Origin of the sequence: Cupriavidus sp. 2KB_3 (assembly GCF_052115685.1) — a bacterium.
Lineage (GTDB): Bacteria > Pseudomonadota > Gammaproteobacteria > Burkholderiales > Burkholderiaceae > Cupriavidus > Cupriavidus campinensis.
This window is the reverse complement of sequence record NZ_JBFRHD010000016.1, coordinates 1-26,916: the sequence shown is the minus strand read 5'-3', so window position 1 is coordinate 26,916 and position 26,916 is coordinate 1. Positions and strand designations below refer to the sequence as shown.

Genomic DNA, 26,916 nt, shown 5'->3' with positions numbered 1-26,916 from the left:
GGCAGTCGCCACGGTGCATGAAGGCGAAACACACCGCTTACTGGAGCTTCTTGGCCTTCTCGAAGGCTTCGTCGATCGAACCGACCATGTAGAACGCCTGCTCGGGCAGGTGATCGCACTCGCCATCCACCAGCATCTTGAAACCACGGATGGTTTCCTTCAGCGGCACGTACTTGCCCGGCGAACCCGTGAACACTTCGGCCACGTGGAACGGCTGCGACAGGAAACGCTGGATCTTACGGGCGCGGGACACGGCCAGCTTGTCTTCCGGCGACAGTTCGTCCATGCCCAGAATCGCGATGATGTCGCGCAGTTCCTTGTAGCGCTGCAGGGTCTGCTGCACGCGGCGGGCCACTTCGTAGTGTTCCGTACCGACGACTTGCGGATCCAGCTGGCGCGACGTGGAGTCGAGCGGGTCAACGGCCGGGTAGATACCCAGCGCGGCGATGTCACGCGACAGCACCACGGTCGAGTCCAAGTGCAGGAAGGTCGTGGCGGGCGACGGGTCGGTCAAGTCATCCGCAGGCACGTACACGGCCTGGATCGACGTGATCGAGCCAGTCTTGGTCGACGTGATGCGCTCCTGCAGCTTGCCCATTTCCTCGGCCAGCGTCGGCTGGTAGCCCACGGCGGAAGGCATACGGCCCAGCAGTGCGGACACTTCGGTACCGGCCAGCGTGTAGCGGTAGATGTTGTCCACGAAGAACAGGATGTCGCGGCCTTCGTCACGGAAGCGCTCGGCCATGGTCAGGCCGGTCAGCGCCACGCGCAGACGGTTGCCCGGCGGCTCGTTCATCTGGCCGAACACCATGGCCACCTTGTCGAGCACGTTCGAGTCCTTCATTTCGTGGTAGAAGTCGTTCCCTTCACGGGTACGCTCGCCCACGCCGGCGAACACCGACAAACCGCTGTGCTGCTTGGCGATGTTGTTGATGAGCTCCATCATGTTCACGGTCTTGCCCACGCCGGCGCCACCGAACAGGCCCACCTTGCCGCCCTTTGCGAACGGGCAGACCAGGTCGATCACCTTGATGCCGGTTTCCAGCAGGTCCACCGACGGCGACAGTTCGTCGAACCTCGGGGCCTTCTGGTGGATGCCGCGCAGCTCGTCAGCCTGGATCGGGCCGGCTTCGTCGATGGGACGACCCAGCACGTCCATGATGCGGCCCAGCGTACCGTGGCCAACCGGCACGGAGATGGGGGCGCCGGTGCTCTTGACCGGCATGCCGCGGCGCAGGCCGTCGGACGAACCCAGGGCAATGGTACGCACCACGCCGTCGCCCAGCTGCTGCTGCACTTCGAAGGTCAGGCCCTTCTCGGCAAACGACGAGTCGCCGGATTCTTCCAGCACGAGCGCGTCGTACACCTTCGGCATTGCGTCGCGCGGGAACTCGATGTCCACCACGGCGCCAATGCACTGCACAATATTTCCGATACTCATTTCGTATCTCCGATAGCTTGAATACTTGACGCCTTAGACCGCAGCGGCACCGCTGACGATTTCCGACAGTTCCTTGGTGATCGCTGCCTGACGGGTCTTGTTGTAGACCAGTTGCAGTTCGCCGATCACGTTCTTGGCGTTGTCGGAAGCAGCCTTCATGGCCACCATGCGCGCCGATTGCTCGGACGCCATGTTCTCGGCCACGGCCTGGTACACCAGCGCTTCGACATAGCGGACGAGCAGCTCTTCCACTACGGTCTGGGCGTCAGGCTCGTAGATGTAATCCCACGAGTAGGCACGCTTTTCGTCTTCGGTCTGGCTGAGCTTGTCGGCTGCCAGCGGCAGCAGTTGCTCGACCATCGGCTCCTGCTTCATCGTATTGATGAACTTGGTGTACGCCAGGTACACCACGTCGACCTCGCCATTGGCGAATGCGTCGAGCTGGACCTTGATCGCGCCGATGAGCTTTTCCAGATGCGGGGTGTCACCGAGGTGCACCACATGCGAGACCACCTTGGCGCCAATGCGGCCCAGGAACTGCATGCCCTTGGTACCGATCGCGGTCGCTTGCACGTCCACGTTGCGGCCCTGCAGGGTCTTCAGTTCGTTGGTCACCGCGCGCAGCACGTTCGTGTTCATGCCGCCGCACAGGCCCTTGTCCGTCGTCACCACGATCAAGCCGGCGCGCTTCACATCGCGGGCCTGCATGAACGGATGCTTGAACTCGGGGTTGGCCGTAGCCAGGTGCGCCGCGATATTCCGCACTTTCTCGGCGTAGGGGCGGGCATTCCGCATCCGTTCCTGCGCCTTGCGCATCTTGGACGCGGCGACCATCTCCATCGCCTTGGTGATCTTGCGCGTGTTCTGCACGCTCTTGATCTTGGTTCGAATCTCTTTCGTTCCGGCCATATCTTCCTCTCCATTCGATTCGCGCCGCGCTGCCGTTGCTCCCGGCGCGCGGCGCGATCCGTGGAATTACGCGGTTAGAACGCGGCGGACTTCCTGAAATCCTCGATCGCGGCACGCAGAGCGGCCTCGTCGTCCTTCGACAGATCCTTGGTATCTTCGATGCGGTTGACGAGATCGGCGAACTTGGTCTTCAGGTGGTCGTGGAGGCCCTTCTCGAACGGCAGGATGTCCTTCACGTCCACGTTGTCCAGGAAGCCGTTGTTCGCGGCGTACAGCGACGCGGCCAGTTGCCACACCTGCAGCGGCTGGTACTGCGGCTGCTTCAGCAGTTCCGTCACGCGGCGACCGCGCTCCAGCTGCTTGCGGGTGGCATCGTCCAGGTCCGAGGCGAACTGCGCGAACGCAGCCAGTTCACGGTACTGGGCCAGGTCGGTACGGATACCGCCGGACAGCTTCTTGATGACCTTGGTCTGGGCAGCACCACCCACGCGCGACACCGAGATACCGGCGTTGATAGCGGGGCGGATACCGGCGTTGAACAGGTCGGTTTCCAGGAAGATCTGGCCGTCGGTGATCGAGATCACGTTGGTCGGCACGAATGCGGACACGTCACCCGCCTGCGTTTCGATCACGGGCAGCGCGGTCAGCGAACCGGTCTTGCCGGTCACGGCGCCCTTGGTGAACTTCGACACGTAGTCTTCGTTCACGCGGGCAGCACGCTCGAGCAGACGCGAGTGCAGGTAGAACACGTCGCCGGGGTAGGCTTCGCGGCCCGGCGGGCGGCGCAGCAGCAGCGACACCTGGCGGTAGGCCCAGGCTTGCTTGGTCAGGTCGTCATAGACGATCAGCGCGTCTTCGCCGCGGTCGCGGAAGTACTCGCCCATCGTGCAGCCGGCGTAGGCGGCCAGGTACTGCATGGCGGCCGAGTCCGAAGCGGCAGCGGCCACGACGACGGTGTATTCCATCGCGCCGTGCTCTTCCAGCTTGCGCACCACGTTGGCGATCGTCGAAGCCTTCTGGCCGATTGCCACGTACACGCAGAAGACGCCCTTGCCCTTCTGGTTGATGATGGCGTCGACAGCCACGGCGGTCTTGCCGGTCTGGCGGTCGCCAATGATCAGCTCACGCTGGCCACGGCCGATCGGCACCATCGCGTCGATCGACTTCAGGCCGGTCTGCACCGGCTGGCTCACCGACTGACGCGCGATCACGCCCGGGGCCACCTTCTCGATCACGTCCGATTCCTTGGCGTTGATCGGGCCCTTGCCGTCGATCGGCTGGCCCAGCGTGTTCACCACGCGGCCCAGCAGTTCGCGACCCACCGGCACTTCCAGAATGCGGCCGGTGCACTTCACCGTGTCGCCTTCGGAAATGTGTTCGTAGTCACCCAGCACCACGGCGCCCACGGAGTCACGCTCCAGGTTCAGCGCCAGGCCAAAGGTGTTGCCGGGGAATTCCAGCATCTCGCCCTGCATCACGCCGGACAGGCCGTGCACGCGGCAGATACCATCGGTCACGGAGATCACCGTGCCGGTGTTGCGCACTTCAGCGTCGGCGCCAAGACCCGAGATGCGGGACTTGATCAGCTCGCTGATTTCTGAGGGGTTCAGTTGCATCACAATGCTCCTAATTCTTCAATCCGTCGGCCGTTGCGGTCAGGCGGTCAGCGCGGCTTGCATGGCAGCCAGGCGCGCGCGCACGGAGGTGTCGAGCACTTCGTCGCCGACCTTGACGCTCACGCCGCCGATCAGGGACGGGTCCACCGCCACCTGTGCGTACAGCTTGCGGCCGAACTTGCGTTCGAGTGCGGCGACCAGTTCGTTGACTTGCGAGGCCTCCAGCGGGAAAGCGCTGGTGATCTCGACGTCGGACGACCCCTCGCGGGCGTTCTTGAGCGCATGGAACTGTTCGGCGATTTCCGGCAGCACCGTCAGGCGGTTGTTCTCCGCCAGCAGGTTCACGAAGCGGCGTGCCTCGTCGTTGACCGGGCTCTTCAGCACCGACAGGAACACTTCCGCCAGCTTCTGGGCGGAAACGTTCGGATCGTCGGCAAGCGCCTTCATGTCGGGATTGGCGGCAACCTGCCCCATCTCCGACACCAGTTCGGACCATGCACCCAGGTTGCCTGCACCGGCTTCGCTCGCGACGCGGAACAGCGCCTCGGCGTAGGGACGGGCAATGGTTGCGGTTTCAGCCATGATTAGAGCTCAGCCTTGAGTTGATTGAGCAGGTCGGCGTGCACCTGCGCGTTCACTTCACGCTTGAGGATCTGCTCGGCGCCCTTCACGGCCAGCGTAGCAACCTGGTCGCGCAGCTGTTCGCGGGCGCGGGTCACTTGCTGGTCCGCCTCGGCCTTGGCCTGGGCGATGATGCGTGCGGCTTCTGCCTGGGCGTTCTGCTTGATCTCGTCGGCCGTCAGTTGGGCGCGCTTCTCGGCGTCAGCGACGCGTTGGGCACCCTCGGTGCGGGCTTCGGCCAGGGCCTGGTCCACACGCTTGTTGGCGAGTTCGAGCTCGGCCTTGCCTTTTTCGGCAGCGGCGAGGCCATCGGCGATCTTCTTTGCGCGTTCGTCGAGCGCCTTCACCAGCGGCGGCCAAATGAATTTGGCAACAACCCACCACAGGATGAAGAACACGACCATCTGCGCAAAAAACGTTGCGTTCAGATTCATGGTGTGTTCCTTTCGGTAATCAAACTACAGATAAATGCACAAGGGCGGCCAGGCCATCGGACTGAGGCCTGCGCCGCCCGTCAGCATCATGCAGACCGAAAAGACTTACTGAATGACAGCCAGCAGCGGGTTGGCGAAGGCGAACAGCATTGCAACACCCACGCCGATCAGGAATGCCGCGTCGATCAGGCCAGCCAGCAGGAACATCTTGGTTTGCAGCGGGTTCATCAGCTCAGGCTGACGTGCGCATGCCTCGATGTACTTACCGCCCATCAGGGCGATACCCAGGCAGGCACCGATGGCGCCCAGACCGATGATGATGCCGATGCCGATAGCGGTCAGACCCTGGATGTTGGCGAGATATGCTTGCATGATGACTCCTTTAAATTGAGAGAGACTTAGAACCAAAAAACCAAAAAACCAAAAACCGTGAAATCAGTGGTGATCGTGAGCCTGGCCGATGTACACCAGCGTCAGCATCATGAAAATGAATGCCTGCAGCAGCACGATCAGGATGTGGAAGATGGCCCAGACGGCGCCAGCAATCACGTGACCGACAAAGCCCAGTGCGGACAGATCGCCGCTGAACGTCCAGATCGAACCCAGCAGCGCGATCAGCAGGAACACGAGTTCGCCGGCGTACATGTTGCCGAACAACCGCATGCCGAGCGAAACGGCCTTGGCCAGGTATTCGATGACGTTCAGGATCAGGTTGAACGGGGCCAGGTACCACTTGGCGCCGAACGGGGCCGAGAACAGCTCGTGCATGAAGCCGCCCACGCCCTTGATCTTGAAGCTGTAGTAGATCATCAGCACCAGCACGGCGCACGACATGCCCAGCGTGCCGTTCAGATCGGCGGTGGCCACGGCGCGGTGATGCGGCAGGTGGAGATGGAAGATGCCCAGCAGGTGGTTCAGGCCGGTGACCCAGTCCACGGGGATCAAGTCGATCGCGTTCATCATGGTGATCCAGCAGAACACCATCAGCGCCAGCGGGGCGATCCACGAGCGGTCGCCGTGGATGATGCCCTTGGCCTGGTCGTCCACCATCTCGACGATCATTTCCACGAAAGCCTGGAAGCGGCCCGGCACGCCGGCTGTCACGCGGCGCGCGGCTGCGTACAGGAACAGCAGTGCGAGCACGCCGCACAGGACGGACCAGAACACCGTGTCATAGTTGATGACACTGAAATCGACCACGGAATGCTGCTTGCCGCCGATCGAATTCAAGTTCTGCAAATGTTCGGCGATATAGCCTGAGGGTGTGAGCGTATGCCCTGCGCCTTGCGTAGCTTCTGCTGACATGTCGTTGCGAACCGTATATTGCGAAATGGATAGGTACTGGCCCCCGCTCTGGCGGAAGCCCGGTACGCGTCTTGCATGGCCTTCGGTCACGTGACCGGTCACCGCCAGGCAAGCCGCCTTGTTGTTCTGGGCAAACCTTGCTCACGCGGCACGGGCCCTTTCGAGGCGCGCCGCGCGTGAAACTGAAACCTCTTGATATTCCGGAGGGGTGCCTCATTTCAATCGGCAGCCGACCCTTGCATCCGGCCACCGCTTCATGAATCCGCTCAGCGAATCGCGAGTGCCACCCAATATGTCTTCAGCGCCAACAGGAACGTGACCAGCATCGGTACCCAGCGCAGATCGCGGTACAGCACCACCACCAGCACGAACAGTGCGACGGTGCCGAAGACCTTGATCGCCTCGCCGGCCACCAGGCCGCCGACCGACGGCTGCCCGCGCGACATCCACAGGCGCAGCGCGAAGAAACCGCTCGGCACGAAACACACCGTGCCGCCAAAGAACGCCGACCAGCCAGACGCCGCCTGCTCCTGCGCGAACACCGCCCAGGCCAAGGCCGACAGCAGCGTCACAACGACCTGCGCCATTACCACCCTGGCCGGCGTCATCCGCGACGGGCGCAGCGCTCGCTCGCCCAGCAGTGTCACCGCCTCGGCACGCGAGATCGGATCGACAGCCGGTTCTTCATTCGCGCCATCATCGTCCCAGTCATCATCACGATCGCTCCAGTCGTCGTAACGACGAGCGGTTTTCGGATGCTCCGGAGACGCTGCACGGTCCAGCGAAGGGTCTTGCTGACGGTCTCGCACCACCACCTGCCTAGCCTCGTTCCAGGCCGGAACTTTTCGGGTCCGGCCAGAATTCAAACCGCACGATTCTACGGGGAATCCACGAGTCGAGTCAATCTGCTTTCAGTTAGCTTGCAGCATGTTGCGCACAACGGTTGCTATCACGCCTCCATGATGGCTGGCGGGATATTGCGCGGCAATGACGCAAGACGTAATTGGATTGCGCGCGCAAGGGGGCGCATGATGGCGATTTGACCTGTGCCCGAGCGGTGCACCCTGCCCTTCGACGGTGCAGGCTGTTCGGTTATCGCGCAGATTGTGGGACGCGCCGCAACGGCATCGCGGCATTGTCGCAACAGGCCGACAACCGCGTGCCGCCGGGACACAAAGCGGTTGCCGTAATGCGTGGTTGGCGTTAGGCCACGCGCTGGCCGTCTGCCGGTTCGCGCAGGCGGGTGAGTACGCCGTCCAGGGCGTCATTGCTGGTGAAGTGGATCGTCAGCTGCCCCTTGCCACGCGCGCCGAGCTTGATCTGCACGGCCAGACCCAGCGTATCGGACAATTCTTCTTCCAGGCGCGCTACGTCACGCGTGCCGTTGCCGGTCTTCTGCTTGAGCGACTTGAGGTCGAACGGCTTGAGCGTCGAGGTGACCAGCTTCTCGGTCTCGCGCACCGACAGCCGCTTGTTGACGATCTGGTTGGCCAGCGTGATCTGGTTGGCGCCATCCACGGCCAGCAACGCGCGCGCGTGGCCCATGTCGAGGTCGCCCGCCATCAGCATCGTCTGCACGGGATTGGCCAGGTTCAGCAGGCGCAGCAGGTTCGACACCGCGCTGCGCGAACGGCCGACCGACTCGGCGGCCTGCTCGTGCGTGAACTGGAACTCGCGGATCAGCCGCATGATGCCCTGCGCTTCCTCGAGCGGGTTCAGGTCCTCACGCTGGATGTTCTCGATCAGCGCCATCGCAGCGGCAGCCTCGTCGGCCACGTCCTTCACGAGCACCGGTACCTTGTCCAGGCCCGCGATCTTCGATGCGCGGAAGCGGCGTTCGCCGGCGATGATCTCGTAGCGGTCCGGCTCAGCCACGCGGCGCACGAGGATCGGCTGCATCAGCCCCTGTGCGCGGATGCTGGCGGCCAGCTCCTGCAGCGCGCCCTCGTCCATGCGCGTGCGCGGCTGGTACTTGCCCGGCTGCAGCTGCTCCAGGCGGAGCACGGTGGGCGCGCCCTCCTGCTTCGCGGTCTCGACGATCTCGGCGGGGCCGCCCAGCAGTGCCTCCAGTCCACGGCCGAGGCCCTTCTTCTTCGCGGTACTCATGGTCGCCATCCTTCTATGCAAATCCGCGACGCTCAACCGAGCTGCCGCACGCGCGCGATCATCTCCGCGCCGAAATCGAGATACGCCTTGGCGCCCTTCGACGCTGCGTCGAACGCCACCCCCGGCATGCCATAGGACGGTGCCTCGGCGAGCCGCACGTTGCGCGGAATCACGGTCTTGAACACCTTGTCGCCGAAGTGGGCCTCCAGCTGCGCCGACACCTGCTGCTGCAGCGTCACGCGCGGGTCGAACATCACGCGCAACAGGCCGATCACCTTCAGATCGCGGTTCAGGTTCGCGTGAACCTGCTTGATCGTATTGACGAGGTCCGAGAGCCCCTCCAGCGCGAAGTACTCGCACTGCATCGGCACGATCACGCCATGCGCGGCGCAGAGGCCGTTCAGCGTCAGCAGCGACAGTGATGGCGGGCAGTCGATCAGCACGAAGTCGTACTCGGCATCCACCTCGGCCAGCGCCTGCTTGAGGCGGCGCTCGCGCTGGTCCAGCTCGACCAGTTCCACCTCGGCACCGGCCAGTTCGCGGTTGGCGGGTACCACGTCGTAGCGCCCCGACTCCGAACGCTGCCGCGCCTGCTGCACCGTCGACAGCCCCACCAGTACCTGATACACGCTGTGTTCGAGCGACTGCTTGTCGATGCCGGAGCCCATCGAGGCATTGCCCTGCGGGTCGAGGTCCACCAGCAACACGCGCTGCCCCTGCGCGGCCAACCCGGCGGCCAGATTCACCGTGGTGGTGGTCTTGCCCACACCGCCCTTCTGATTGGCGATCACGAATACCTTGGCCATAGGCGCTAGCTGCTCCTCAGTGCTTGCCGCCGGCGGGAGGCCGGCTTGTGCTGAATTGTTCACATTGTCGTTCATGACCGGCGCGACAGCACCACGAGGTGCCGTTCCGCGTCCAGTTCCGGCACCGTCAGCTTCGGTACCGCCTCCACCTGCCACGTCGCCATCAGTCCGGCAGCTTCCATGCGATCGATCTCCGCCTGTGGATAAATCCCCTTCATCGCGATCAGCTTCCCGCCCGGCGCCAGCAACTGGCCAGACAGATTCACGAAATCGGTCAACTCGGCGAACGCCCGCGACGTGATCACGGCATAGCCGCTGGCGTCCTCGAGCTTCTCCACCGGGCCCCAATGCGCAGCAGCATTGGACAGCCCAAGCTGCGCGCGGCACTGCGTGAGGAACGCGGTCTTCTTCTGGACGATGTCGACCATCAGCACGGACACGTCCGGGCAGGCAATCGCCAAGGGCAGCCCGGGCATGCCGCCGCCGGAGCCGACGTCGAGCACCCTGCCCCGCGCTGGCTCGGCCACGTCCAGGGCGCGCGCGGCTTCCGCCAGCGCCGGCACCGCAGTCAGCGAATCGAGCAGGTGATGCGTGAGCATCTCGTCAGGATGACGGATCGCGGTCAGGTTGTAGACGCCGTTCCACTTGCGCAGCAGCGCCAGGTAGGCGAGCAGCGTGTCGATCTGGGCCGGCGCCAGCGTCAGGCCGATGACCGCGAGGCCGGCTTCCAGGCGGCGGCGTTGCGCGGCGTCGTCGATCGCGGGGTGTCGGGGGCCGCCCACTCAGGCAGCCTCCTGGCCGTTGCCGGCCGGCGTGGCAGCGGGCGCGCCGCGTCCCATGCCCTTCTTCTTGAGGTGTACCAGCAGCAGCGAGATCGCAGCCGGCGTGACGCCCGAGATCCGCGATGCCTGCCCGAGCGTTTCCGGGCGATGCTGGTTCAGCTTCTGGCTCACCTCGAAGCCCAGCCCGCGCACCTCGGTGTAGTCGAAATTAGGCGGCAGCTTCGTCGCCTCGTTGGCCTCCAGCTTGTCCACCTCGGCGGCCTGGCGGGCGATGTACCCGTGGTACTTCACGCCGATCTCGATCTGCTCGCGAATCTGCTCGGCCAGCATTGGATCGGCGTCGAGCACGCACTCGGGCGCATGACGGCCGTCCTGCAGCGTCATCAGTGCCTCATAGGTGACCTCGGGGCGGCGCAGCAGGTCGGCCAGCGAATACTCGCGCTCGATGGCCTTGCCAAGCAGCGGCACGGCGTCGGCTTCCGGCAGCAGCGTCGGGTTGACCCACGTGCTCTTCAAGCGCTCTGTTTCACGTGAAACAGCGTCGCGCTTGCGATTGAAAGCGTCCCAGCGAGCGTCATCGACCACGCCCAGTTCGCGCCCCATCTCGGTCAGACGCATGTCCGCGTTGTCTTCACGCAGGCTCAGACGGAATTCGGCGCGGCTCGTGAACATCCGGTACGGTTCGGTCACGCCACGCGTGATCAGGTCGTCGACCAGCACGCCGAGATAGGCCTGGTCGCGACGCGGCGTCCAGGCATCCCGCTCGCGCACAAAGCAGCCTGCGTTAATACCGGCCAGTAAGCCCTGCGCGGCAGCTTCCTCGTACCCAGTCGTACCGTTGATCTGGCCGGCGAAGAACAGCCCCTGGATGGCCTTGCTCTCCAGCGACGCCTTCAGCGCACGCGGATCGAAGTAGTCATATTCGATCGCGTAGCCGGGACGCAGGATGTGCGCGTTCTCCATGCCGCGGATCGAATGAACCAGATCGAGTTGCACGTCGAACGGCAGGCTGGTGGAGATGCCATTCGGATAGAACTCGTTGGTCGTCAGCCCCTCCGGCTCGAGGAAGATCTGATGGCTTTCCTTGCTCGAAAAGCGATGGATCTTGTCCTCGATACTCGGGCAGTAACGCGGCCCTACCCCTTCGATTACGCCGGTGTACATCGGCGAGCGGTCCAGGCCGCCGCGAATGATGTCGTGGGTACGGCTATTCGTATGGGTGATCCAGCAAGGCAACTGCTGCGGATGCTGGTCCGGACGGCCCAGGAAGGAGAACACCGGTACCGGATCCAGGTCGCCCGGCTGCTCTTCCATCACCGAAAAGTCGATGGTGCGTCCGTCGATACGGGGCGGCGTGCCGGTCTTGAGCCGGCCCTGCGGCAGCTTCAGTTCCTTCAGGCGCGCCGACAAGGACACTGCCGCCGGATCGCCAGCGCGGCCACCGGTGTAGTTGTCCAGCCCGACGTGAATCTTGCCGTCGAGGAACGTTCCCGCCGTCAGCACCACGGCTCGGGCTCGAAAAGCGATGCCCACCTGGGTCATGGCGCCCACCACGCGATCGCCCTCTACCATCAGGTCATCGACCGCCTGCTGGAACAGCATCAGGTTCGGCTGGTTCTCCAGCCGGGTCCGAATCGCCTTGCGATACAGCACACGGTCCGCTTGGGCGCGCGTGGCGCGGACGGCCGGCCCCTTGCTGGAGTTCAGGATACGGAACTGGATACCGGCCTCGTCCGTGGCGGCCGCCATCGCACCGCCCATGGCGTCCACTTCCTTGACCAGATGCCCCTTGCCAATGCCGCCAATCGACGGATTGCAGCTCATCTGACCCAACGTCTCGATGTTATGGCTCAACAGCAGCGTCTGGCAGCCCATGCGGGCGGCGGCAAGCGCGGCTTCGGTGCCGGCGTGACCACCGCCGACGACAATGACATCGAACTCTTTCGGGTAAAGCATGGGACACCTCCTCCGGGAGGCTGGGCGGGAAAAATTCAGGATCCCGAATTATAGCGGCAATCGGATGAGGGACTTTGGTCGGACACCATGTTTCACGTGAAACATGGCGAGGGCGGTACATGGGACGGGGGAGTGTTTCACGTGGAACACACCCTGCGATCTTGGGTGCATACGGTATTTGTGACGCATTTGATGCATTTTTTGCATCGCAACATGACTCGGAGCATGATCGTGGACTCATCCAGAAGGGGGATCAGTCATGAGTTTCCAGGATTCACGGGGCCTCCACATGCTGCCTCAGGCGCCAGAGGAAGCGTCGTACTACACCTATGGAACGCCTAGCGCGGGCCTGGGGCAATATGCGCATCCGAATATGCTGTCGTTCTTGTTCAACCTAGAGTTCAAATGGGGCCGGCACGATGCTCGGAAGCTGGGATTTGGGAACATCAGTCTCGCCGACAGCACCCATTTCAAAGGCCACAAATCGCATAAGGATGGGCTGGATATAGACATTCGGCCCGTCCGCAAGGACGGGAAACACATTCCAGTCGAATATCAGCAGGCGGCCTATGATCGCGCCGCTACACGCCGACTCGTCGAGCTCATTTGGCAATGCGGACACGTTGACTATGTGTACTTTAACGACCTCACAATCGCACGGGTCGTCCGGAAGCCATTCCACGATAACCATCTGCACGTTCGTATCCGAGGATAAGGACAATGAGATCTCAAATGGCTATGGTCCTGTTCGCCACTTTGCTGGGCGTGGTGGCAGTGAGCGCTGCAGCTTCGGCCTGGGAATACGAGTTTCGTCCAGCAAAAGTGGAGTACGTTGTATACGGCGGCTTTCTTGGCGACACGATTCCGCCCAGCAAAAGCGACAGCAAAATTTCCCTTTTGATCTCGGGTAGCGCCGCCCGAGAAATGTTTAACGCCCTTGGACCGGACCGGCCTGCCGCATGCGGCGCTGACGCCTCGACTCGCGTGAGGGAAAAAAGAGAAATTTCTTGTCTGCGATACTCTGCCAAGGAATACGCGTGCTACGTTGGCTTCGACCTAAAAACAGGCAAGAGCATCGGCGGCGTCATCTGCTGAGCCCCCAAAAGAAAAACCCCGCTTCCGCGGGGCCCCTCCCTCTCCGATGTTTCACGTGAAACATCGCACCGCCAGCCTTCAAACCTTCCCGCGGATATACGTAGCGATGCTAGCCGACAGCAATCCCAAGTCCCGCTGGAGGGTCACGAAACCCGCGTTGGGTACCTTGGTCGCCTCGTCCATATAAAGCGGGCGGCGGATCTCGATCTGTAGGCTGTTACGGCGCTCGGCGGGGCGGCCGATCTGGGCGATCAGTTGCACGCCCTTGTACGGGTCGTTGCGGGCGACGGTGTAGCCCATCTCACGCAGTTCCCGCTCCACAAGGTCGACCAGGCCCGGCTCGCACGTGGTGCCGTCCCGGTCGCCCAGTACGAAGTCCGCCAGCGGGCGCGGGCTCTGGATCTTGAGCCGCTCGTAGGCGTTGTTCGGCATCGAGTGCAGGTTCAGGTGCCATACCGCGCCGAAGCGCCCGTAGGCCGCCTCCACCGCCGACGACAGCACCGCGTGGTACGGCCGGTAATAGCGGTCGATCCGCCCCTGCACCTCCGCCACGGACAGCTTGCGGTCATAGATCGGGGTGTTCGCATCCAGCTTGCGCCAGACCAGCCCGTAGCCAAGGCGGGTCTTCTCGCCCGGGGCCAGCGCGGTCGGCCAGGGGCCGTCGAGCAGGTCCGGGTCGAGGTCCTCGAGCATCCGGTTCGGGTCGATATAGACGCGCGGGAAGGTGGCCGCGACCAGCGTCCCGCCGACCTTGGGTACGGCCTCCCACAGCGTATCGATGTGGGTGTCCTCCCCGCCTCGCAGCCGCGCCAGCGGCACCGTCGCGAGGAAGTCCTCCGGATAGAAGACGCCGCTATGCGGCGAATCGCAAATCAGCGGCAGTGGGTCGCCATGGGGGCCCGCCAGTGAGAACGGGCCAATCGGGGCGTCGCCCTGTACAGCTTCGAAAGTCGTCATCGCTCAGTCCAGCTTGATGTTGGCGGCCTTGGCCACGCGCGCATAGCGGGCCATGGCCTGCTGGATCTGCGCCTTGAACTGGTCTGGCGTAGTCGGCACCAGCGTGCCGCCGGACTCCTCAACCTTGCGCTTGAACTCGGGGTTCTGCATGGCCTTGTGGATAGCGGCGTTGAGCTTGTCGACGATGGCGGGCGGCGTGCCGGCCGGTGCGACGATGCTGAACCAGCCCCCGTCGCCCATATCCTTGAAGCCGAGTTCGCTATAGGTCGGTACGTTAGGCAGCTGCGAAGAGCGCGTGGCACCCAGCACCGCCAGCGCGCGCAGGCGGCCCGATTTCACGTGGGGCAGCGTGGACGACAGGTTGTCGGTAATCGCATTGACCTGCCCTGCCACGGCATCGTTGAGTGCCAGCCCGGCACCCTTGTAGGGCACGTGCAGCAGGTCGATCTTGGCCAGCATCATGAAGTTCTCGATGTTGACGTGCCCCAGCGAGCCCGCGCCCGGCGACGCGAACGTGTACTTGCCCGGGTTCGCCTTGGCCAGCGCGATAAACTCCTGCATCGTCTTGGCCGGCACGCTCGGGTGCACGGCGAACACGCTCGGGATGGCAACCACATTGGTCACCGGCGCGAAGTCCTTGATCGGGTCATAGCCGAGCTTCGGGTAGACGGCCGGGTTCGAGCCGTGCGTGCTCACGGTGGCCATGCCGATGGTGTAGCCGTCCGGCGCCGAACGCGCCACCTGCTCCATGCCGATGGAGCCGCCCGCCCCACCCTTGTTGTCCACGACGATGGTCTGGCCCAGTTCGCGGCCGGCGAATTCGGCCACCAGGCGGGCCGACAGATCGGTGGATCCGCCCGCCGCGAACGGCACCACGAGCCGGATCGGCTTGTTCGGATAGCTGCCTTGCGCAATGGCGTGGCCGCTGGCGGTGGCGCCCAGCGTGGCGGCCAGGGCGATGCCGCTCAGCAGGAACTGGCGTCGCGGGGAACGGGCTCGGGTCATCTGATCAAACTCCTCTTTATCGTTCTCGATGGGGGATACCGAGCGTCGAGTGTCGGGAGTTTACCGGTCGCGCACAAACGACTATATTGCACGGTTGCATTACCAAAGATCATCCTAACCGCGCCCCCGCGCCCTGCCCCATGCGGCTCCGTTCCCCGTCGATGTCCGAGTTGCACGCGTTCGCCACGGCGGCGCGCCTCGGCAGCTTCACGCGCGCGGCAGAGACGCTCTGCGTGACGCAGGGCGCCATCAGCCGTGCCATCGCACGCCTGGAAGAGCACTTCGGCCAGCCGCTGGTCCATCGCAACGCGCACCGGCTGACGCTGACCGAGGCGGGACGAACCTATCTGGAAGCGGTGGCCGGCCCGCTGACCGCCATCGAAGCCGCCAGCGCGGCAATGCTGCAACGGGATCAGGACCGGCAGCACCGCCTCACACTGTCGGCCGTGCCCACGCTGGCGAGCGTCTGGCTCGTACCGCGCCTGCCCGACTTCCATCGCCGCCACCCCGAGATCCGGCTCGACTTCGTGCCCTATCGTCGCAACGAGGATCTTTCCGGGCCGACGCCCGATGCGGCGCTGCTCGCCGGCGTGGCGGACAAGTGGCCGGGACTGCAGGCCGACTATGTGATTGGCCGCGAGATGGTGCCGGTCTGCCACCCCGCACGGGCCCACGCCCGGCGTGCGGCGGGAAGATGGCAGCACCCCGCCGACCTGCTCCAGGAACCACTGCTGTTCCACACCACGGCGCCCGCCAACTGGCAGCACTGGCTCGAAGCGGCGGGCGTACCCAGTGCTGCGCCCCGGCTGGCCACCGGCTTCGACCAGGTGTCGATCCTCGTCCAGGCAGTGAAGGCGGACATGGGACTGGCAGTGCTCCAGCGCTGCCTGGTGCGCGACGAAATCGCCGCCGGCGCGGTGGTCGCTCCGTTCGATCTGCCGATCCGGCTACAGCGTGGGTACTTCCTTTGCGCACCCAAGGAGCGACGCGACCACGTAGCGCTGAATTGCTTCCGCGCATGGCTGTTGGAGGTGGCGCGGGAGGATGAGCTGCATAGCTGATACCTCTGCATTGATGCTGGAAAGCATCCATCCTGAACATCTATCTCAATACTTTATTCTTTCCACAAATAATAAAGCCGGCTTATGGCCGGCGTTCATTCCTCTAACTTAAGCAACCGTACCGACTTCGTACACTAAGCCGCCTTCTTCGCCAGCCCGAGGTACGTTTCGATCACCTTCGGATTGCTCGCCAACTCCGCCGCCGGCCCTTCCATCGCCATGTCGCCGGTCTCGATCACATAGGCGTAGTCGGCCACCTGCAACGCGGCGCGCGCGTTCTGCTCGATCAGCAGCGTTGCCACGCCGGTCTCGCGCAGGTTGTGGATGATGTGGAAGATCTCCTTGACGATCAGCGGCGCCAGCCCGAGGCTAGGCTCGTCGAGCATCAGCAACTGCGGCTTGGCCATCAGCGCACGACCCACCGCCAGCATCTGGCGCTCGCCACCTGACAGCGTGCCGGCGTCCTGCTTCGCGCGCTCCTTCAGCCGGGGAAACAGTGCGTAGACCACCTCCATCTGATCGAGGTAATTGCGCTCGCCGGCCCTCTTGCGCCGAAACGCGCCAAGCTGGAGGTTGTCCTCCACCGTCATCGACGCGAACAACTCGCGCTTCTCCGGCACCAGGCACATGCCGCGCGCGACGCGCCCCTCCACCGGAATGCCCGCCATGTCATGGCCGAGGTAGCGCACCGCGCCGTTCGACGATCCACTGACCGGCAGCGCGCCCATGATCGCGTTGAGCATCGTGGACTTGCCCGCGCCATTCGGGCCGATCACGGTGACGATCTTGCCGGCGGCCACCTTCAGGCTGGCGCCATGCACCGCCTCGACCTTGCCGTAGCGGACATGCAGGTCATCGACTTCCAGAATCAGATTCATCTCATATCCTCACTCGACGCCGCCCAGATAGGCTTCCAACACAGCCGGATTCTTCTGGACCTCCTCCGGCACGCCCTCGGCGATGCGCGTCCCGAACTCCATCACCACGAGGCGATCGGTCAGGTTCATCACGAAATCCATGTCATGCTCCACCAACAGCACGCTCATGCCCTCGCCCTTCAGCTTCTTCAGCAGCTCGGCCAGCGCCTGCTTCTCCTTGTAGCGCAGGCCGGCCGCTGGTTCGTCCAGCAGCAGCAGCGCCGGGTCGCAGCACAGCGCGCGCGCAATTTCGAGAATGCGTTGCTGGCCCAGCGCCAGACTGCCTGCTTCCATGTACATGCAGTCGGCCAGGCCCACGCGCTCGAGCTGCCGGCGCGCCTCGAACAGCAGCTTCTGCTCCTCGGCCTGATTCATGCGGAGAATCGCCGCAGCCACACCGCCCTGGGGGCGGAAGTCGCCGCGCAGATGCGCGCCGATGGCCACGTTCTCGAGGACCGTCATCGTCGGCAGCAGGTGCACGTGCTGGAAGGTCCGGCCCACGCCGCGCTTGACGATCTCGCGCGACGGCAAGCCCGAGATCACCTCGCCGCGATAGCGCACCTCGCCGCGCGTCAGCGGCAGCACACCCGTGACAAGGTTGAAGGTGGTGGACTTGCCGGCACCGTTCGGCCCGATCAGCCCGATGATCTCGCCCGCGTGCACCTGGAAGCTCACGTCGTTCACCGCCACCAGCCCGCCGAACTGCTTGCGCGCCGCGCGCACGTCGAGGATCAGCTCGCCGGCCTCGGGCTTATGGCGCACCGGCAGCGGCTGCGCGTCGTCCGGCGCCGTCACCGGCGGCCCAGACGGGAACAGCCGGCGCAGGAACGGCCAGATGCCGTCGCTCGCATACTGCAGCAGCAGCACCATCAGCACGCCGAAGACAATGATCTCGAAGTTGCCCGTGGAGCCGAGCAGCTTCGGCAGCAGCCCCTGCAGCACGTCCTTGAGGATGGTGAGGATGCCCGCGCCGAGCACCGCGCCCCAGACGTGGCCCACGCCGCCCACCACCGCCATGAACAGGTACTCGATGCCGTAGTTGAGCCCGAACGGCGTCGGGTTCACGGCGCGCTGGAGGTGCGCGTAGAGGAAGCCCGACACGCAGGCCAGCACCGCCGCCACCACGAAGATCACCACCTTCATCCAGGCGGTGTTCACGCCCATCGCCTCGGCCATCGTGCCGCCGCCCTTGAGCGCGCGGATGGCACGGCCCGGCCGCGAGTTCAGCAGGTTCTGCATGGCCAGCACCGCCAGCAGCACCACCACCCAGATCAGATAGAACATCGAGCGCCCGGACTGCAGCGACACGCCGAAGAGCGACAGCACCGGCACGCCGTTCAGGCCATCGTACTTGCCCAGGAACTCAAGGTTGCCGAACAGGAAGAACAGCGAAAGCCCCCAGGCGATCGTCGCCAGCGGCAGGTAGTGGCCCGACATCCTCATCGTGATCAGCCCGATCACGTAGGCGCACGCCATCGTGATGCCCAATCCCACCACCAGCCCAAACCACGGCGACAGGCCGAACTGCGTGGTCAGGTAGGCCGTGCTGTACGCGCCCAGGCCGACGAACGCCGCCTGGCCGAACGAGGTCATGCCGCCCACGCCAGTCAGCAGCACGAGCCCGATCGCCACAATGCTATAGAGGCCGATGTAGTTGCCGAGGGTGATCCAGAACTCGGGCGTCGGCAGCACGGGCAGCAAGGCCAGCACGACGACGAACAACATCGTGAGAATACGATTGCGCGTAGCGGCTGGGGTGCGCGCCTGCGTGCGAGGGCGGGCGATGTCTGCCGGCTTGTCGGCCACAGTCTTGTCGGTCAGCAATGTCATGGCTTACTCCTCTTCCTCGACATGCTTGCTGGTCAGCGAGCGCCACAACAGCACCGGGATAATCAAGGTGAATACGATGACCTCCTTGAACGCGCTGGCCCAGAAGGACGAATAGGATTCGAGCAAGCCGACCAGGATCGCGCCCAGCGCCGCCACCGGATAGCTGACCAGCCCGCCGACGATGGCCCCCACGAAGCCCTTCAGGCCCACGAGGAAGCCGGACTCGTAGTACACCGTGGTCAGCGGGGCGATCAGGATGCCGCACAGCGCGCCCATCGCCGCCGCCAACGTGAACGACAAGCGCCCCGCCTGCGTGGTGCCGATGCCGACCAGCCGCGCGCCGAGCCGGTTCACGGCCGTGGCGCGCAGCGCCTTGCCCTGGAGCGTGCGCTCGAAATAGAAGTACAGCGCGCCGATCAGCAGCGCCGACACGCCCACCACCCACAGGCTCTGGCCGGAGACGCTCAGGGTGCCGATGTCGAAGCGCGCATCGGAGAACGCGCTGGTGCGCGAGCCCTCGGCGCCGAACATCACCAGACCCAGCCCTACCAGCGCGAAGTGGACGCCCACCGAGACGATCAGCAGCACCAGCGTGCTGGCCTCGGCCAGCGGCTGGTACGCCAGCCGGTACAGCATTGGCCCGAGCGGAATCACGATCAGCAGCGTCAGGGCGATCTGCGCGAGCATCGGCAGGGGCTGCCCGCCGTACTGCTGCACGACCAGGTGGACGGCCAGCGGAAACACCACGTACTTGCCGGCCAGCACGGCCAGCCGGCGCGGGGCGGTACGGCGCAGCTCGGCACTGCGCAGCACGGTCACGCACTCGTAAAGGAACGTCAGCAGGCCCATGGCCAGCAGCAGCCACGTGATCTGTGGCGCGTGGCCGGCCTGCATCGCAGCGAGCGTCAGGGCGCCATACGCCACGAACTCGCCCTGGGGAATGAAGATGACGCGCGTCACCGAGAATACCAGCACCAGTGCCAGTGCCAGCAGCGCGTAGATCGCGCCGGAGGTGATGCCGTCCTGCGCCAGGATGGCCGCAATCGAGAGGTCCATTGTCTCCCCGTGTCTGGAAACGTGTCGTGGAAGAAGGCATGGCGTCACCGGCTCGGCGCCGCCGCCCTCCTGAACAGGGTCATCCGGGCATCATCACAGGATCCGGCGGACAAAAAAAGGGCGCATGGATCGCCATGCGCCCTTTTTTGCCTCGTGACTCCGCAACTTGCTCCGTACCGCCGGTCGATTGCCGGCTTACTTCGTTTGCAGCTTCCACTTGCCATCCACGATCTGCACCATCACGCGCGCGCGCTGGTCCATGCCGAGGTGGTCGGTGGGGCTCATGGTGATGATGCCGTGCGAGACGGGCAGGTTCTTCGTCTGCTCGAGGGCGTCGCGCAGTGCCTTGCGGAATTCCTTGGTGCCGGGCTGGCCCTTCTTGAGCGCCTCCGGGATCGCGTTCTGCAGCAGCAGGCCGGCGTCCCAGGCGTGGCCGCCGAAGGTCGACACCTGCCCGCCGAAGGCCTTCTCGTAGGCAGTCTTGTAGGTCACCGCCGGCTTCTTCACCGGATTGCTGTCGGGCAGCTGCTCGGCCACCAGCAGCGGACCAGCCGGCAGGTACGTGCCCTCGCAGTCCTTGCCGCAGACGCGCAGGAAGTCGGGGTTGGCCACGCCGTGGGTCTGGTAGATCTTGCCCTTGTAGCCGCGCTCCTTGAGCGTCTTGGCCGGCAGCGCCGCCGGCGTACCCGAACCAGCGATCAGCACCGCGTCGGCGTTGGCGCCCATCATCTTGAGGACCTGGCCGGTCACCGAGTTGTCGGTGCGCGCAAAGCGCTCGTTGGCCACTACCTTGATCTTGCGCATCTCCGCCACCTTGGCGAATTCCTGCGCCCAGCTCTCGCCGTAGGCATCCGCGAAGCCGATGAATGCCACCGTCTTCACGTTGTTGTTCGTCATGTGCTCGGCAATGGCGGTGGCCATGTGCGAGTCATTTTGCGGCGTCTTGAACACCCAGGCGCGCTTGGCGTCCATCGGCTCGATGATGCGGGCCGAGGCGGCCATCGAGATCATTGGCGTCTCGCTCTCGGCGGCGATGTCGACCATCGCGAGCGAGTTCGGCGTGACCGTGGAGCCCACCACCACGTCGACCTTGTCCTCGCTGATGAGCTTGCGGGTGTTCTTGACGGCGGTGGTGGTGTCGGTGGCGTCGTCGAGCACGAAGTACTCGATCTTCTTGCCCGCGATCTCCTTGGGCAGCAGCGTGAACGTGTTCTTCTCGGGAATGCCGAGCGAAGCGGCAGGCCCGGTGGCCGATACGGTAACCCCCACCTTGACCTGGGCACTCGCCGTCCCGGCAAACAGGCTGGCGGCGGCAAGGGCCATCACGCTGGCGCGCTTGAATGTCATCTCGTCTCCTTCAGTTCCAAAAAGGAAAAAGGCATCCGCCGGCTTCCGGCCGGCGGATGCCCTCAGTTCTTGGTTTGGCCCGTTTTTCGGGCTCTATGGCCGGCGCAGCGCTGGCGCCGGCGTCAATGTCGGGAACTTCGAAGACCGTCCCGTTTGCTTTTCCCGTCCTGCGCGGCTTACCCCCGGATTGCGCAGTTGCATTCCCCGACCGTGCGGTCGGGAATGCGAATCGAGTCTAACACAGCGATTTCGTACGAAAAGGCGGGATTAACCCGCAGCGGCGCGGGCGCAACAGTCAGGGTCGGCTGGGAAAGCCGGCCAGTGGCGGGATTGGGGTCGATGCCGAGGTCAGCCGAGCTGCTTGGGCGTCGGCACGAGGCTGCGGTGCAGGAGCCCATCGGCCCCGGGGGCAAAGCCACGCGGCGCGACTGTGGGATCGGCCAGCAGTCCGGGCACCAGCCACACCTGCCGGATACCGTGCGCACGGCACCAGTCGGCCAGCACGTCACAGCAGGCGGCGAGCGACGTCGCCGAAGCCGCCAGATCGGCCGGCCCCCACCATTCCGCTGCCAGCGCAACCCGGCCGCCTGTGGACAAGCTGTGGATAAATGTCACCGGCAGCAGTCCGTGCACCGAGTTGGGGCTCGCTGCCTCGGGCCAGTTTCCGGCCTCGGCGCCAGCGCCATCGATAAGACAAAGCCCCTGCCCGCCCTGCGCCAGGAGTGCTTCCAGCGACAGCCGGCGGGCGCGGGCCTCGGGTACGGCAAGCGGTGCGCGGGCCATCAGCCAGGCGTCGACCAGGGCGGCGTCGGCAGGGGTGCCGACCCGCACGAGCCCTTGTGGGCACGAGGAAAGCGGGGATGGGTGATCCATGGACAGGAAGGACGGCAGAACGATAAGCCTCGTGCGCCAGCCGGCGCAGCAAATGAAAAAGGCGCTGCCAGGGATCACCCGGCAACGCCTTTTTATTGTATTGGCTGCTGCTACCCGACACCGGGTGCGCGCCTGTCGTCTCCTCGCTTCCGCCTCCATTTAACCTGCGAAAACCGTATATGCAATGTAACGAAGCGGTGCGTATGAAACAAGCTAGCAGAAACCCTAGCCCCAAAAGCGGGCATGTCGACCTGTCATCACTCGCACTTTAGCTACTTCTTGCGACTCGTCAGCGCGATCAGTTCGCCCATGATGCCCCGGCGGAACGTCAGCACGCAGATCACGAAGATGATGCCGGTGACCATCGTCACCGACTCGCCCAGCGCGTTGAACCAGGAGATGCCGGTCAGATTCGCCAGGAACGAACCAATGTCGCCAAGCTTGTTCTCGAGCGCCACCACCACGAAGGCGCCGACGATCGGGCCAGACAGCGTGCCCAGGCCGCCCACCAGCGTCATCAGGATCACCGAGCCGGACATCGACCAGTGCACGTCGGTCAGCGTGCCGAAGCCCAGCACCAGCGCCTTGATCGAACCGGCCAGCCCCGACAGCGCAGCCGAGATCACGAAGGCGAGCAGCTTGAAGCGGTCGACATCGTAACCAAGCGAAATCGCACGCGGCTCGTTCTCCTTGATGGCCTTGAGGATCTGGCCGAACGGCGAGTGCACGGTACGCACGATCAGCGCGAATGCAGCCACGATGATGGCCAGCGCCACGTAGTACAGCGTGATGTCCTCGGAGAGCGAGAGCACGCCGAACAGCTTGCCGCGCGGAATGCCCTGCAGGCCGTCCTCGCCGCCCGTGAACGGCGCCTGCAGGCAGATGAAGAACAGCATCTGCGCCAGCGCCAGCGTAATCATCGAGAAATAGATGCCCTGGCGCCGGATGGCCAGCGAGCCGACCACGTAGCCGATGCCGGCCCCGGTCAGCGTGCCGAGGATCAGGCCCACTTCCGGCGTCACACCCCAGACCTTCATCGCGTGACCGGCTGCGTAGCCGGCGCCACCGAAGAAGGCCGCGTGGCCGAACGAGAGCAGCCCGGTAAAGCCGATCAGCAGGTTGAATGCGCACGCGAACAGCGCGAAGCACATCACCTTCAGTACGAACACCGGGTAGGCACCCGCCATCGGGGCCACGATCAGCCCCAGCAGCAGCAAGCCGTAAAGCACCTTCTTCTGCACACCCGCTCCGTTCCTGATGGTTCTGGTGCTCACAGGCACCGCAGTTTGTCCGGTTTGTCCGCTCATCACTTCTCCCTCCCGAACAGGCCAGCCGGGCGCAGCAGCAGCACGATCACCATGATGAAGAACACCACCGTGGCCGATGCCTCAGGATAGAACACCTTGGTCAGGCCCTCGACCACGCCGAGGCCCAGGCCGGTAAGGATGGAACCCATGATCGAACCCATGCCGCCGATCACCACCACGGCGAACACGACGATGATCAGGTTCTGGCCCATCAGCGGCGACACCTGGATCACCGGCGCCGCCAGCACGCCCGCGAAGGCCGCCAGCGCCACACCGAAGCCGTAGGTCAGCGTCACCATCAGCGGCACGTTGACGCCGAAGGCCTCCACCATCTTGGGGTTCTCGGTGCCGGCGCGCAGGTAGGCGCCAAGCTTGGTCTTCTCGATCACGAACCACGTGGCGAAGCAGACCACCAGCGATGCCACCACGACCCAGGCGCGATAGTTCGGCAGGATCATGAAGCCGAGGTCGGTGGCGCCCTGGAGCGCGTCAGGCGGCGAGTACGGCAGGCCCGAGACGCCGTAGATCGAGCGGAACACGCCTTCGATCACCAGCGTGATGCCCAGCGTCAGCAGCAGCCCGTAGATATGGTCGAGCTTGTAGATCCAGCGCAGCATCGACTTCTCGATGATCACGCCGAGCGCGCCGACGATGAGCGGCGAGAGCGCCAGCATGACCCAGTAGTTGAGCCCGGCGTACTCCATGCCCGCCCAGGCCAGCAGCGCGCCGAGCATGAACAGCGCGCCGTGTGCGAAGTTGATGACGTTGAGCAGGCCGAAGATCACGGCCAGCCCGAGGCTCAGCATCGCGTAGAAAGCGCCATTGACCAGCCCCAGCAGCAACTGGGACAGCATGGCGGGTAGAGGAATTCCGAATATGTCCATTGGCGTCGAGTGCCTGAGTGTCTATCCCCTCCCCCGCCAGCGGGAGAGGGGCGCAAAACCAATGCTTACTTCTTCAACATTGCGCACTTCGACTCGGCAACCGTCGTGAAGGCCTGGTCGCCCGGGATCGTTGCCACGACCTTCAGGTAGTCCCAAGGCTTCTTCGAATCCGCCGGCGCCTTCACCTGCATCAGGTACATGTCGTGGATGTTGCGGCCGTCGGCGCGGATCTGACCCTTGTTGTAGAAGTCGTTGATCTTCATCTTCTTCAGCTCGGCCATCACCTTGTCCGGATCGTCGGTCTTGGCCGTCTCCACCGCCTTCAGGTACGTGCTGACCGCCGAGTAGTCGGCCGCCTGCAAGCTGCTCGGCATCTTCTTCATCTTGCCGAAGAAGCGATTGGCCCACTTGCGGGTGTCGTCGTTCATGTCCCAGTACCAGCTGTCGGTCATCAGCAGGCCTTCGGTGTTCTTCAGGCCCAGACTATGCACGTCATTGATGAACATGAGCAGACCAGCGATCTTCATATTCTTCGTGATACCGAATTCCTTGGCCGCCTTGATCGCGTTGATCGTGTCGCCGCCGGCGTTGGCCAGACCCAGGATCTGCGCCTTGGACGACTGCGCCTGGAGCAGGAACGAAGAGAAGTCCGATGCCGACAGCGGATGGCGCACCGCGCCAACCACCGTGCCGCCATTGGCCTTGACCACAGCCGCGGTGTCGGTCTCGAGCGAGTGGCCGAAGGCGTAGTCGGCGGTCAGGAAGAACCACGACTTGCCGCCCTGCTTCACCACCGCGCTGCCAGTGCCCTTGGCCAGCGCCACCGTGTCATACGCGTAGTGCACCGTGTACGGCGAGCACTCCTCGTTGGTCAGGCGGGCCGTGCCGGCGCCGATGTTGATGTAGACGCGCTTCTTCTCGGACGCCACCTTGTTCATGGCCAACGCGGTGCCGGAGTTGGTGCCGCCCACCAGCAGGTCCAGGCCCTGCTGGTCCATCCATTCGCGTGCCTTCGAGGCAGCGATGTCGGCCTTGTTCTGGTGGTCGGCGGACATCAGCTCGATCGGCTTGCCCAGCACCTTGCCACCATGGTCCTCGATGGCCATCTTGATGGCTTCCAGGCCGCCCGGGCCGTCGATGTCGGCATACAGGCCCGACAGGTCGGTGATATAGCCAATCTTCACGGTGTCGCCCCAAGCAGTTCGTTCAGCACCGGCATCTTGGCCTGCAGCTCGGCGGCGGCGAAGCGCTCGACGATCTGCCCGTGCTCCATCACGTAGAAGCGGTCGGCCAGCGGCGCGGCGAAGCGGAAGTTCTGCTCCACCATCACCACCGTGTAGCCCTTCTTCTTCAGCATCAGGATCATGCGCGCGAGGGCCTGCACGATCACCGGCGCCAGGCCCTCCGAGATCTCGTCGAGCAGCAGCAGGCTCGCGCCGGTACGCAGGATGCGCCCCACCGCCAGCATCTGCTGTTCGCCGCCGGACAGCCGTGTGCCCTGGCTCTGGCGCCGTTCGGCCAGGTTCGGGAACATCTCGTAGATCTCGGCCTCGCTCATGCCCCGGCTGGCGTCGGCACCCTTGAGCACCGGGGGCAGCATCAGGTTTTCTTCGCAAGACAGGCTCGAGAAGATCGCCCGCTCTTCCGGGCAGTAGCCGATGCCGTAATGCGCGATCTTGTGCGTGGGCAGGCCAATGGTCTCGTGCCCGTTGACCTTGATCGAGCCCTTGCGGGCGCCGGTCAGGCCCATGATGGCGCGCATGGTGGTAGTGCGGCCCGCGCCGTTGCGGCCGAGCAGCGTGACCACTTCGCCGTGGTTCACGGTCAGGTCCACGCCGTGCAGGATGTGCGACTCGCCGTACCAGGCGTTCAGGTCCTTGATTTCAAGGGCGGGAGTGTTGGTGTTCATCTCAGTGCGCCCCCTGCAGTTCCGCGTCGACCGTGCCCATATAGGCTTCCATCACGCGCGGGTCCTTGGACACCTCCGCGTAGGGCCCTTCGGCCAGGATCGCGCCGCGCTGGAGCACGGTGATCTTGTCGGCGATGGAGGACACCACGTTCATGTTGTGCTCCACCATCAGGATGGTGCGGCCAGCGGAGACCTTCTTGATCAGCTGCGTCACGCGGTCCACGTCCTCGTGGCCCATGCCCTGCGTGGGCTCGTCCAGCAGCATCARCTCGGGCTCCATCGCCAGCGTGGTGGCGATCTCCAGCGCGCGCTTGCGGCCGTACGGCAGGTTGACGGTGACGGTCTCGGCGAACTCGGTCAGACCCACTTGCTCGAGCAGGTCCATCGCCCGGTCGTTGAGCACATCGAGCGAACGCTCGCTGCGCCAGAACTGGAACGAGGTGCCAAGCTGGCGCTGCAGGCCAATGCGCACGTTCTCGCGCACGGTCAGGTGCGGGAACACGGCGGAAATCTGGAACGAACGGATCACGCCGCGCCGCGCAATCTGCGCCGGCCTCTCGCGGGTGATGTCGATGCCGTTGAAAAGGATGGTGCCGGTGGTCGGCTCCAGGAACTTGGTAAGCAGGTTGAAGCAGGTCGTCTTGCCTGCGCCGTTGGGGCCGATCAATGCGTGGATCGAGCCGCGCCGCACCTGCAGGT

26 protein-coding genes and 1 pseudogene are annotated in these 26,916 nt (G+C 64.4%); 3 read left to right on the top strand and 24 right to left on the bottom strand.

Annotated elements, in window-relative coordinates; genetic code table 11:
- Positions 1 to 37: 37 nt before the first annotated feature.
- The 12 genes from atpD to mnmG all read right to left on the bottom strand — a co-directional run bounded on the left by atpD (position 38) and on the right by mnmG (position 11,976).
- The gene (gene atpD / locus AB4120_RS17750) at positions 38 to 1,441 is read right to left on the bottom strand and encodes a F0F1 ATP synthase subunit beta (protein ID WP_144203368.1); all 1,404 of its coding nucleotides are present in this window, start codon (positions 1,439 to 1,441) and stop codon (positions 38 to 40) included.
- 33 nt (positions 1,442 to 1,474) lie between these two features.
- Positions 1,475 to 2,350, bottom strand: a complete 876-nt coding sequence (gene atpG, locus AB4120_RS17745; protein ID WP_149137088.1) for a F0F1 ATP synthase subunit gamma — start codon at positions 2,348 to 2,350, stop codon at positions 1,475 to 1,477.
- Between the two features lie 74 nt (positions 2,351 to 2,424).
- The gene (gene atpA / locus AB4120_RS17740) at positions 2,425 to 3,966 is read right to left on the bottom strand and encodes a F0F1 ATP synthase subunit alpha (protein WP_144203363.1); all 1,542 of its coding nucleotides are present in this window, start codon (positions 3,964 to 3,966) and stop codon (positions 2,425 to 2,427) included.
- 39 nt (positions 3,967 to 4,005) lie between these two features.
- Positions 4,006 to 4,548: a F0F1 ATP synthase subunit delta gene (locus AB4120_RS17735; protein ID WP_149137087.1), complete on the bottom strand. Its 543-nt coding sequence runs from the start codon at positions 4,546 to 4,548 to the stop codon at positions 4,006 to 4,008.
- 2 nt (positions 4,549 to 4,550) lie between these two features.
- Complete coding sequence (locus tag AB4120_RS17730) at positions 4,551 to 5,021, bottom strand: F0F1 ATP synthase subunit B (protein WP_144203359.1); 471 nt, start codon at positions 5,019 to 5,021, stop codon at positions 4,551 to 4,553.
- A 105-nt stretch (positions 5,022 to 5,126) separates the two neighbouring features.
- Positions 5,127 to 5,393 carry a F0F1 ATP synthase subunit C gene (gene atpE, locus AB4120_RS17725; RefSeq protein WP_092138471.1) on the bottom strand — a complete coding sequence of 89 codons (267 nt, stop codon included), beginning with the start codon at positions 5,391 to 5,393 and terminating at the stop codon, positions 5,127 to 5,129.
- A 63-nt stretch (positions 5,394 to 5,456) separates the two neighbouring features.
- Positions 5,457 to 6,326 (bottom strand): F0F1 ATP synthase subunit A, encoded by an 870-nt coding sequence (atpB, locus tag AB4120_RS17720; RefSeq protein WP_149137086.1) that lies wholly within the window; start codon positions 6,324 to 6,326, stop codon positions 5,457 to 5,459.
- A 266-nt stretch (positions 6,327 to 6,592) separates the two neighbouring features.
- Complete coding sequence (locus AB4120_RS17715; RefSeq protein ID WP_149137085.1) at positions 6,593 to 7,141, bottom strand: ATP synthase subunit I; 549 nt, start codon at positions 7,139 to 7,141, stop codon at positions 6,593 to 6,595.
- A 388-nt stretch (positions 7,142 to 7,529) separates the two neighbouring features.
- Positions 7,530 to 8,432, bottom strand: a complete 903-nt coding sequence (locus tag AB4120_RS17710; RefSeq protein WP_092300434.1) for a ParB/RepB/Spo0J family partition protein — start codon at positions 8,430 to 8,432, stop codon at positions 7,530 to 7,532.
- Positions 8,433 to 8,464: 32 nt separating this feature from the next.
- Positions 8,465 to 9,238 carry a ParA family protein gene (locus AB4120_RS17705; protein ID WP_144203351.1) on the bottom strand — a complete coding sequence of 258 codons (774 nt, stop codon included), beginning with the start codon at positions 9,236 to 9,238 and terminating at the stop codon, positions 8,465 to 8,467.
- 71 nt (positions 9,239 to 9,309) lie between these two features.
- Positions 9,310 to 10,020, bottom strand: a complete 711-nt coding sequence (gene rsmG, locus AB4120_RS17700; RefSeq protein ID WP_144203349.1) for a 16S rRNA (guanine(527)-N(7))-methyltransferase RsmG — start codon at positions 10,018 to 10,020, stop codon at positions 9,310 to 9,312.
- On the bottom strand, positions 10,021 to 11,976 hold the full coding sequence (gene mnmG, locus AB4120_RS17695; protein ID WP_441642644.1) for a tRNA uridine-5-carboxymethylaminomethyl(34) synthesis enzyme MnmG: 1,956 nt from the start codon (positions 11,974 to 11,976) through the stop codon (positions 10,021 to 10,023). It lies immediately after the preceding gene.
- A gap of 259 nt (positions 11,977 to 12,235) precedes the next feature.
- On the opposite strand from mnmG, the gene AB4120_RS17690 reads away from it, so the two are divergent.
- On the top strand, positions 12,236 to 12,691 hold the full coding sequence (locus tag AB4120_RS17690; RefSeq protein ID WP_149137082.1) for a penicillin-insensitive murein endopeptidase: 456 nt from the start codon (positions 12,236 to 12,238) through the stop codon (positions 12,689 to 12,691).
- Positions 12,692 to 12,708: 17 nt separating this feature from the next.
- Positions 12,709 to 13,071, top strand: coding sequence for a hypothetical protein (locus AB4120_RS17685; protein WP_441642643.1), 363 nt, complete (start codon positions 12,709 to 12,711; stop codon positions 13,069 to 13,071).
- 78 nt (positions 13,072 to 13,149) lie between these two features.
- Here the strand turns inward: AB4120_RS17685 and AB4120_RS17680 are convergent, their stop codons facing one another.
- Both AB4120_RS17680 and AB4120_RS17675 read right to left on the bottom strand, forming a co-directional pair.
- Positions 13,150 to 14,028 (bottom strand): N-formylglutamate amidohydrolase, encoded by an 879-nt coding sequence (locus AB4120_RS17680; RefSeq protein WP_441642642.1) that lies wholly within the window; start codon positions 14,026 to 14,028, stop codon positions 13,150 to 13,152.
- A gap of 3 nt (positions 14,029 to 14,031) precedes the next feature.
- A complete protein-coding gene (locus AB4120_RS17675; protein WP_441642641.1) occupies positions 14,032 to 15,033 on the bottom strand; it encodes a tripartite tricarboxylate transporter substrate binding protein BugE in 1,002 nt (333 codons plus the stop codon).
- 140 nt (positions 15,034 to 15,173) lie between these two features.
- On the opposite strand from AB4120_RS17675, the gene AB4120_RS17670 reads away from it, so the two are divergent.
- Entirely contained in the window at positions 15,174 to 16,094 is a 921-nt protein-coding gene (locus tag AB4120_RS17670) for a LysR substrate-binding domain-containing protein (protein WP_149137078.1), read from the top strand.
- A 134-nt stretch (positions 16,095 to 16,228) separates the two neighbouring features.
- On the opposite strand, the gene AB4120_RS17665 is transcribed toward AB4120_RS17670, so the two are convergent.
- The 10 genes and pseudogenes from AB4120_RS17665 to AB4120_RS17620 all read right to left on the bottom strand — a co-directional run bounded on the left by AB4120_RS17665 (position 16,229) and on the right by AB4120_RS17620 (position 26,914).
- Positions 16,229 to 16,972: an ABC transporter ATP-binding protein gene (locus AB4120_RS17665; protein ID WP_149137077.1), complete on the bottom strand. Its 744-nt coding sequence runs from the start codon at positions 16,970 to 16,972 to the stop codon at positions 16,229 to 16,231.
- 9 nt (positions 16,973 to 16,981) lie between these two features.
- Positions 16,982 to 18,841, bottom strand: a complete 1,860-nt coding sequence (locus AB4120_RS17660) for a branched-chain amino acid ABC transporter ATP-binding protein/permease (protein ID WP_441642640.1) — start codon at positions 18,839 to 18,841, stop codon at positions 16,982 to 16,984.
- Between the two features lie 3 nt (positions 18,842 to 18,844).
- Entirely contained in the window at positions 18,845 to 19,897 is a 1,053-nt protein-coding gene (locus AB4120_RS17655) for a branched-chain amino acid ABC transporter permease (RefSeq protein ID WP_441642639.1), read from the bottom strand.
- Positions 19,898 to 20,092: 195 nt separating this feature from the next.
- The gene (locus tag AB4120_RS17650; protein WP_441642638.1) at positions 20,093 to 21,244 is read right to left on the bottom strand and encodes an ABC transporter substrate-binding protein; all 1,152 of its coding nucleotides are present in this window, start codon (positions 21,242 to 21,244) and stop codon (positions 20,093 to 20,095) included.
- A 348-nt stretch (positions 21,245 to 21,592) separates the two neighbouring features.
- The gene (locus tag AB4120_RS17645; RefSeq protein ID WP_441642637.1) at positions 21,593 to 22,117 is read right to left on the bottom strand and encodes a hypothetical protein; all 525 of its coding nucleotides are present in this window, start codon (positions 22,115 to 22,117) and stop codon (positions 21,593 to 21,595) included.
- 272 nt (positions 22,118 to 22,389) lie between these two features.
- Positions 22,390 to 23,424 carry a branched-chain amino acid ABC transporter permease gene (locus tag AB4120_RS17640; RefSeq protein WP_392388473.1) on the bottom strand — a complete coding sequence of 345 codons (1,035 nt, stop codon included), beginning with the start codon at positions 23,422 to 23,424 and terminating at the stop codon, positions 22,390 to 22,392.
- Positions 23,424 to 24,308, bottom strand: coding sequence for a branched-chain amino acid ABC transporter permease (locus tag AB4120_RS17635; RefSeq protein ID WP_149137073.1), 885 nt, complete (start codon positions 24,306 to 24,308; stop codon positions 23,424 to 23,426). Before AB4120_RS17635 ends, AB4120_RS17640 begins: the two co-directional genes overlap by 1 nt.
- A 65-nt stretch (positions 24,309 to 24,373) precedes the next feature.
- Positions 24,374 to 25,501, bottom strand: a pseudogene (locus tag AB4120_RS17630) (ABC transporter substrate-binding protein); the annotation flags it as partial.
- Entirely contained in the window at positions 25,489 to 26,217 is a 729-nt protein-coding gene (locus AB4120_RS17625; protein WP_441642636.1) for an ABC transporter ATP-binding protein, read from the bottom strand. The gene AB4120_RS17625 and the pseudogene AB4120_RS17630, both read right to left, overlap by 13 nt.
- 1 nt (position 26,218) lies before the next feature.
- Positions 26,219 to 26,914: an ABC transporter ATP-binding protein gene (locus AB4120_RS17620; RefSeq protein ID WP_441642635.1), complete on the bottom strand. Its 696-nt coding sequence runs from the start codon at positions 26,912 to 26,914 to the stop codon at positions 26,219 to 26,221.
- Between the last annotated feature and the right edge of the window lie 2 nt (positions 26,915 to 26,916).

What these genes read in the sequence shown, in the direction of transcription:
- AB4120_RS17645 (WP_441642637.1), bottom strand. Translation starts at nt 22,117, where the DNA reads ATGGATCACCCATCCCCGCTTTCCTCGTGCCCACAAGGGCTCGTGCGG.
- AB4120_RS17655 (WP_441642639.1), bottom strand. Translation starts at nt 19,897, where the DNA reads ATGGACCTCTCGATTGCGGCCATCCTGGCGCAGGACGGCATCACCTCC.
- atpE (WP_092138471.1), bottom strand. Translation starts at nt 5,393, where the DNA reads ATGCAAGCATATCTCGCCAACATCCAGGGTCTGACCGCTATCGGCATC.
- AB4120_RS17635 (WP_149137073.1), bottom strand. Translation starts at nt 24,308, where the DNA reads ATGGACATATTCGGAATTCCTCTACCCGCCATGCTGTCCCAGTTGCTG.
- AB4120_RS17665 (WP_149137077.1), bottom strand. Translation starts at nt 16,972, where the DNA reads ATGAATCTGATTCTGGAAGTCGATGACCTGCATGTCCGCTACGGCAAG.
- AB4120_RS17670 (WP_149137078.1), top strand. Translation starts at nt 15,174, where the DNA reads ATGCGGCTCCGTTCCCCGTCGATGTCCGAGTTGCACGCGTTCGCCACG.
- AB4120_RS17625 (WP_441642636.1), bottom strand. Translation starts at nt 26,217, where the DNA reads ATGAACACCAACACTCCCGCCCTTGAAATCAAGGACCTGAACGCCTGG.
- mnmG (WP_441642644.1), bottom strand. Translation starts at nt 11,976, where the DNA reads ATGCTTTACCCGAAAGAGTTCGATGTCATTGTCGTCGGCGGTGGTCAC.
- atpD (WP_144203368.1), bottom strand. Translation starts at nt 1,441, where the DNA reads ATGAGTATCGGAAATATTGTGCAGTGCATTGGCGCCGTGGTGGACATC.
- AB4120_RS17640 (WP_392388473.1), bottom strand. Translation starts at nt 23,424, where the DNA reads ATGAGCGGACAAACCGGACAAACTGCGGTGCCTGTGAGCACCAGAACC.
- atpG (WP_149137088.1), bottom strand. Translation starts at nt 2,350, where the DNA reads ATGGCCGGAACGAAAGAGATTCGAACCAAGATCAAGAGCGTGCAGAAC.
- AB4120_RS17660 (WP_441642640.1), bottom strand. Translation starts at nt 18,841, where the DNA reads ATGACATTGCTGACCGACAAGACTGTGGCCGACAAGCCGGCAGACATC.
- AB4120_RS17685 (WP_441642643.1), top strand. Translation starts at nt 12,709, where the DNA reads ATGGCTATGGTCCTGTTCGCCACTTTGCTGGGCGTGGTGGCAGTGAGC.
- AB4120_RS17705 (WP_144203351.1), bottom strand. Translation starts at nt 9,238, where the DNA reads ATGGCCAAGGTATTCGTGATCGCCAATCAGAAGGGCGGTGTGGGCAAG.
- AB4120_RS17735 (WP_149137087.1), bottom strand. Translation starts at nt 4,548, where the DNA reads ATGGCTGAAACCGCAACCATTGCCCGTCCCTACGCCGAGGCGCTGTTC.
- AB4120_RS17690 (WP_149137082.1), top strand. Translation starts at nt 12,236, where the DNA reads ATGAGTTTCCAGGATTCACGGGGCCTCCACATGCTGCCTCAGGCGCCA.
- AB4120_RS17650 (WP_441642638.1), bottom strand. Translation starts at nt 21,244, where the DNA reads ATGACATTCAAGCGCGCCAGCGTGATGGCCCTTGCCGCCGCCAGCCTG.
- atpA (WP_144203363.1), bottom strand. Translation starts at nt 3,966, where the DNA reads ATGCAACTGAACCCCTCAGAAATCAGCGAGCTGATCAAGTCCCGCATC.
- atpB (WP_149137086.1), bottom strand. Translation starts at nt 6,326, where the DNA reads ATGTCAGCAGAAGCTACGCAAGGCGCAGGGCATACGCTCACACCCTCA.
- AB4120_RS17730 (WP_144203359.1), bottom strand. Translation starts at nt 5,021, where the DNA reads ATGAATCTGAACGCAACGTTTTTTGCGCAGATGGTCGTGTTCTTCATC.
- AB4120_RS17710 (WP_092300434.1), bottom strand. Translation starts at nt 8,432, where the DNA reads ATGAGTACCGCGAAGAAGAAGGGCCTCGGCCGTGGACTGGAGGCACTG.
- AB4120_RS17675 (WP_441642641.1), bottom strand. Translation starts at nt 15,033, where the DNA reads ATGACCCGAGCCCGTTCCCCGCGACGCCAGTTCCTGCTGAGCGGCATC.
- AB4120_RS17680 (WP_441642642.1), bottom strand. Translation starts at nt 14,028, where the DNA reads ATGACGACTTTCGAAGCTGTACAGGGCGACGCCCCGATTGGCCCGTTC.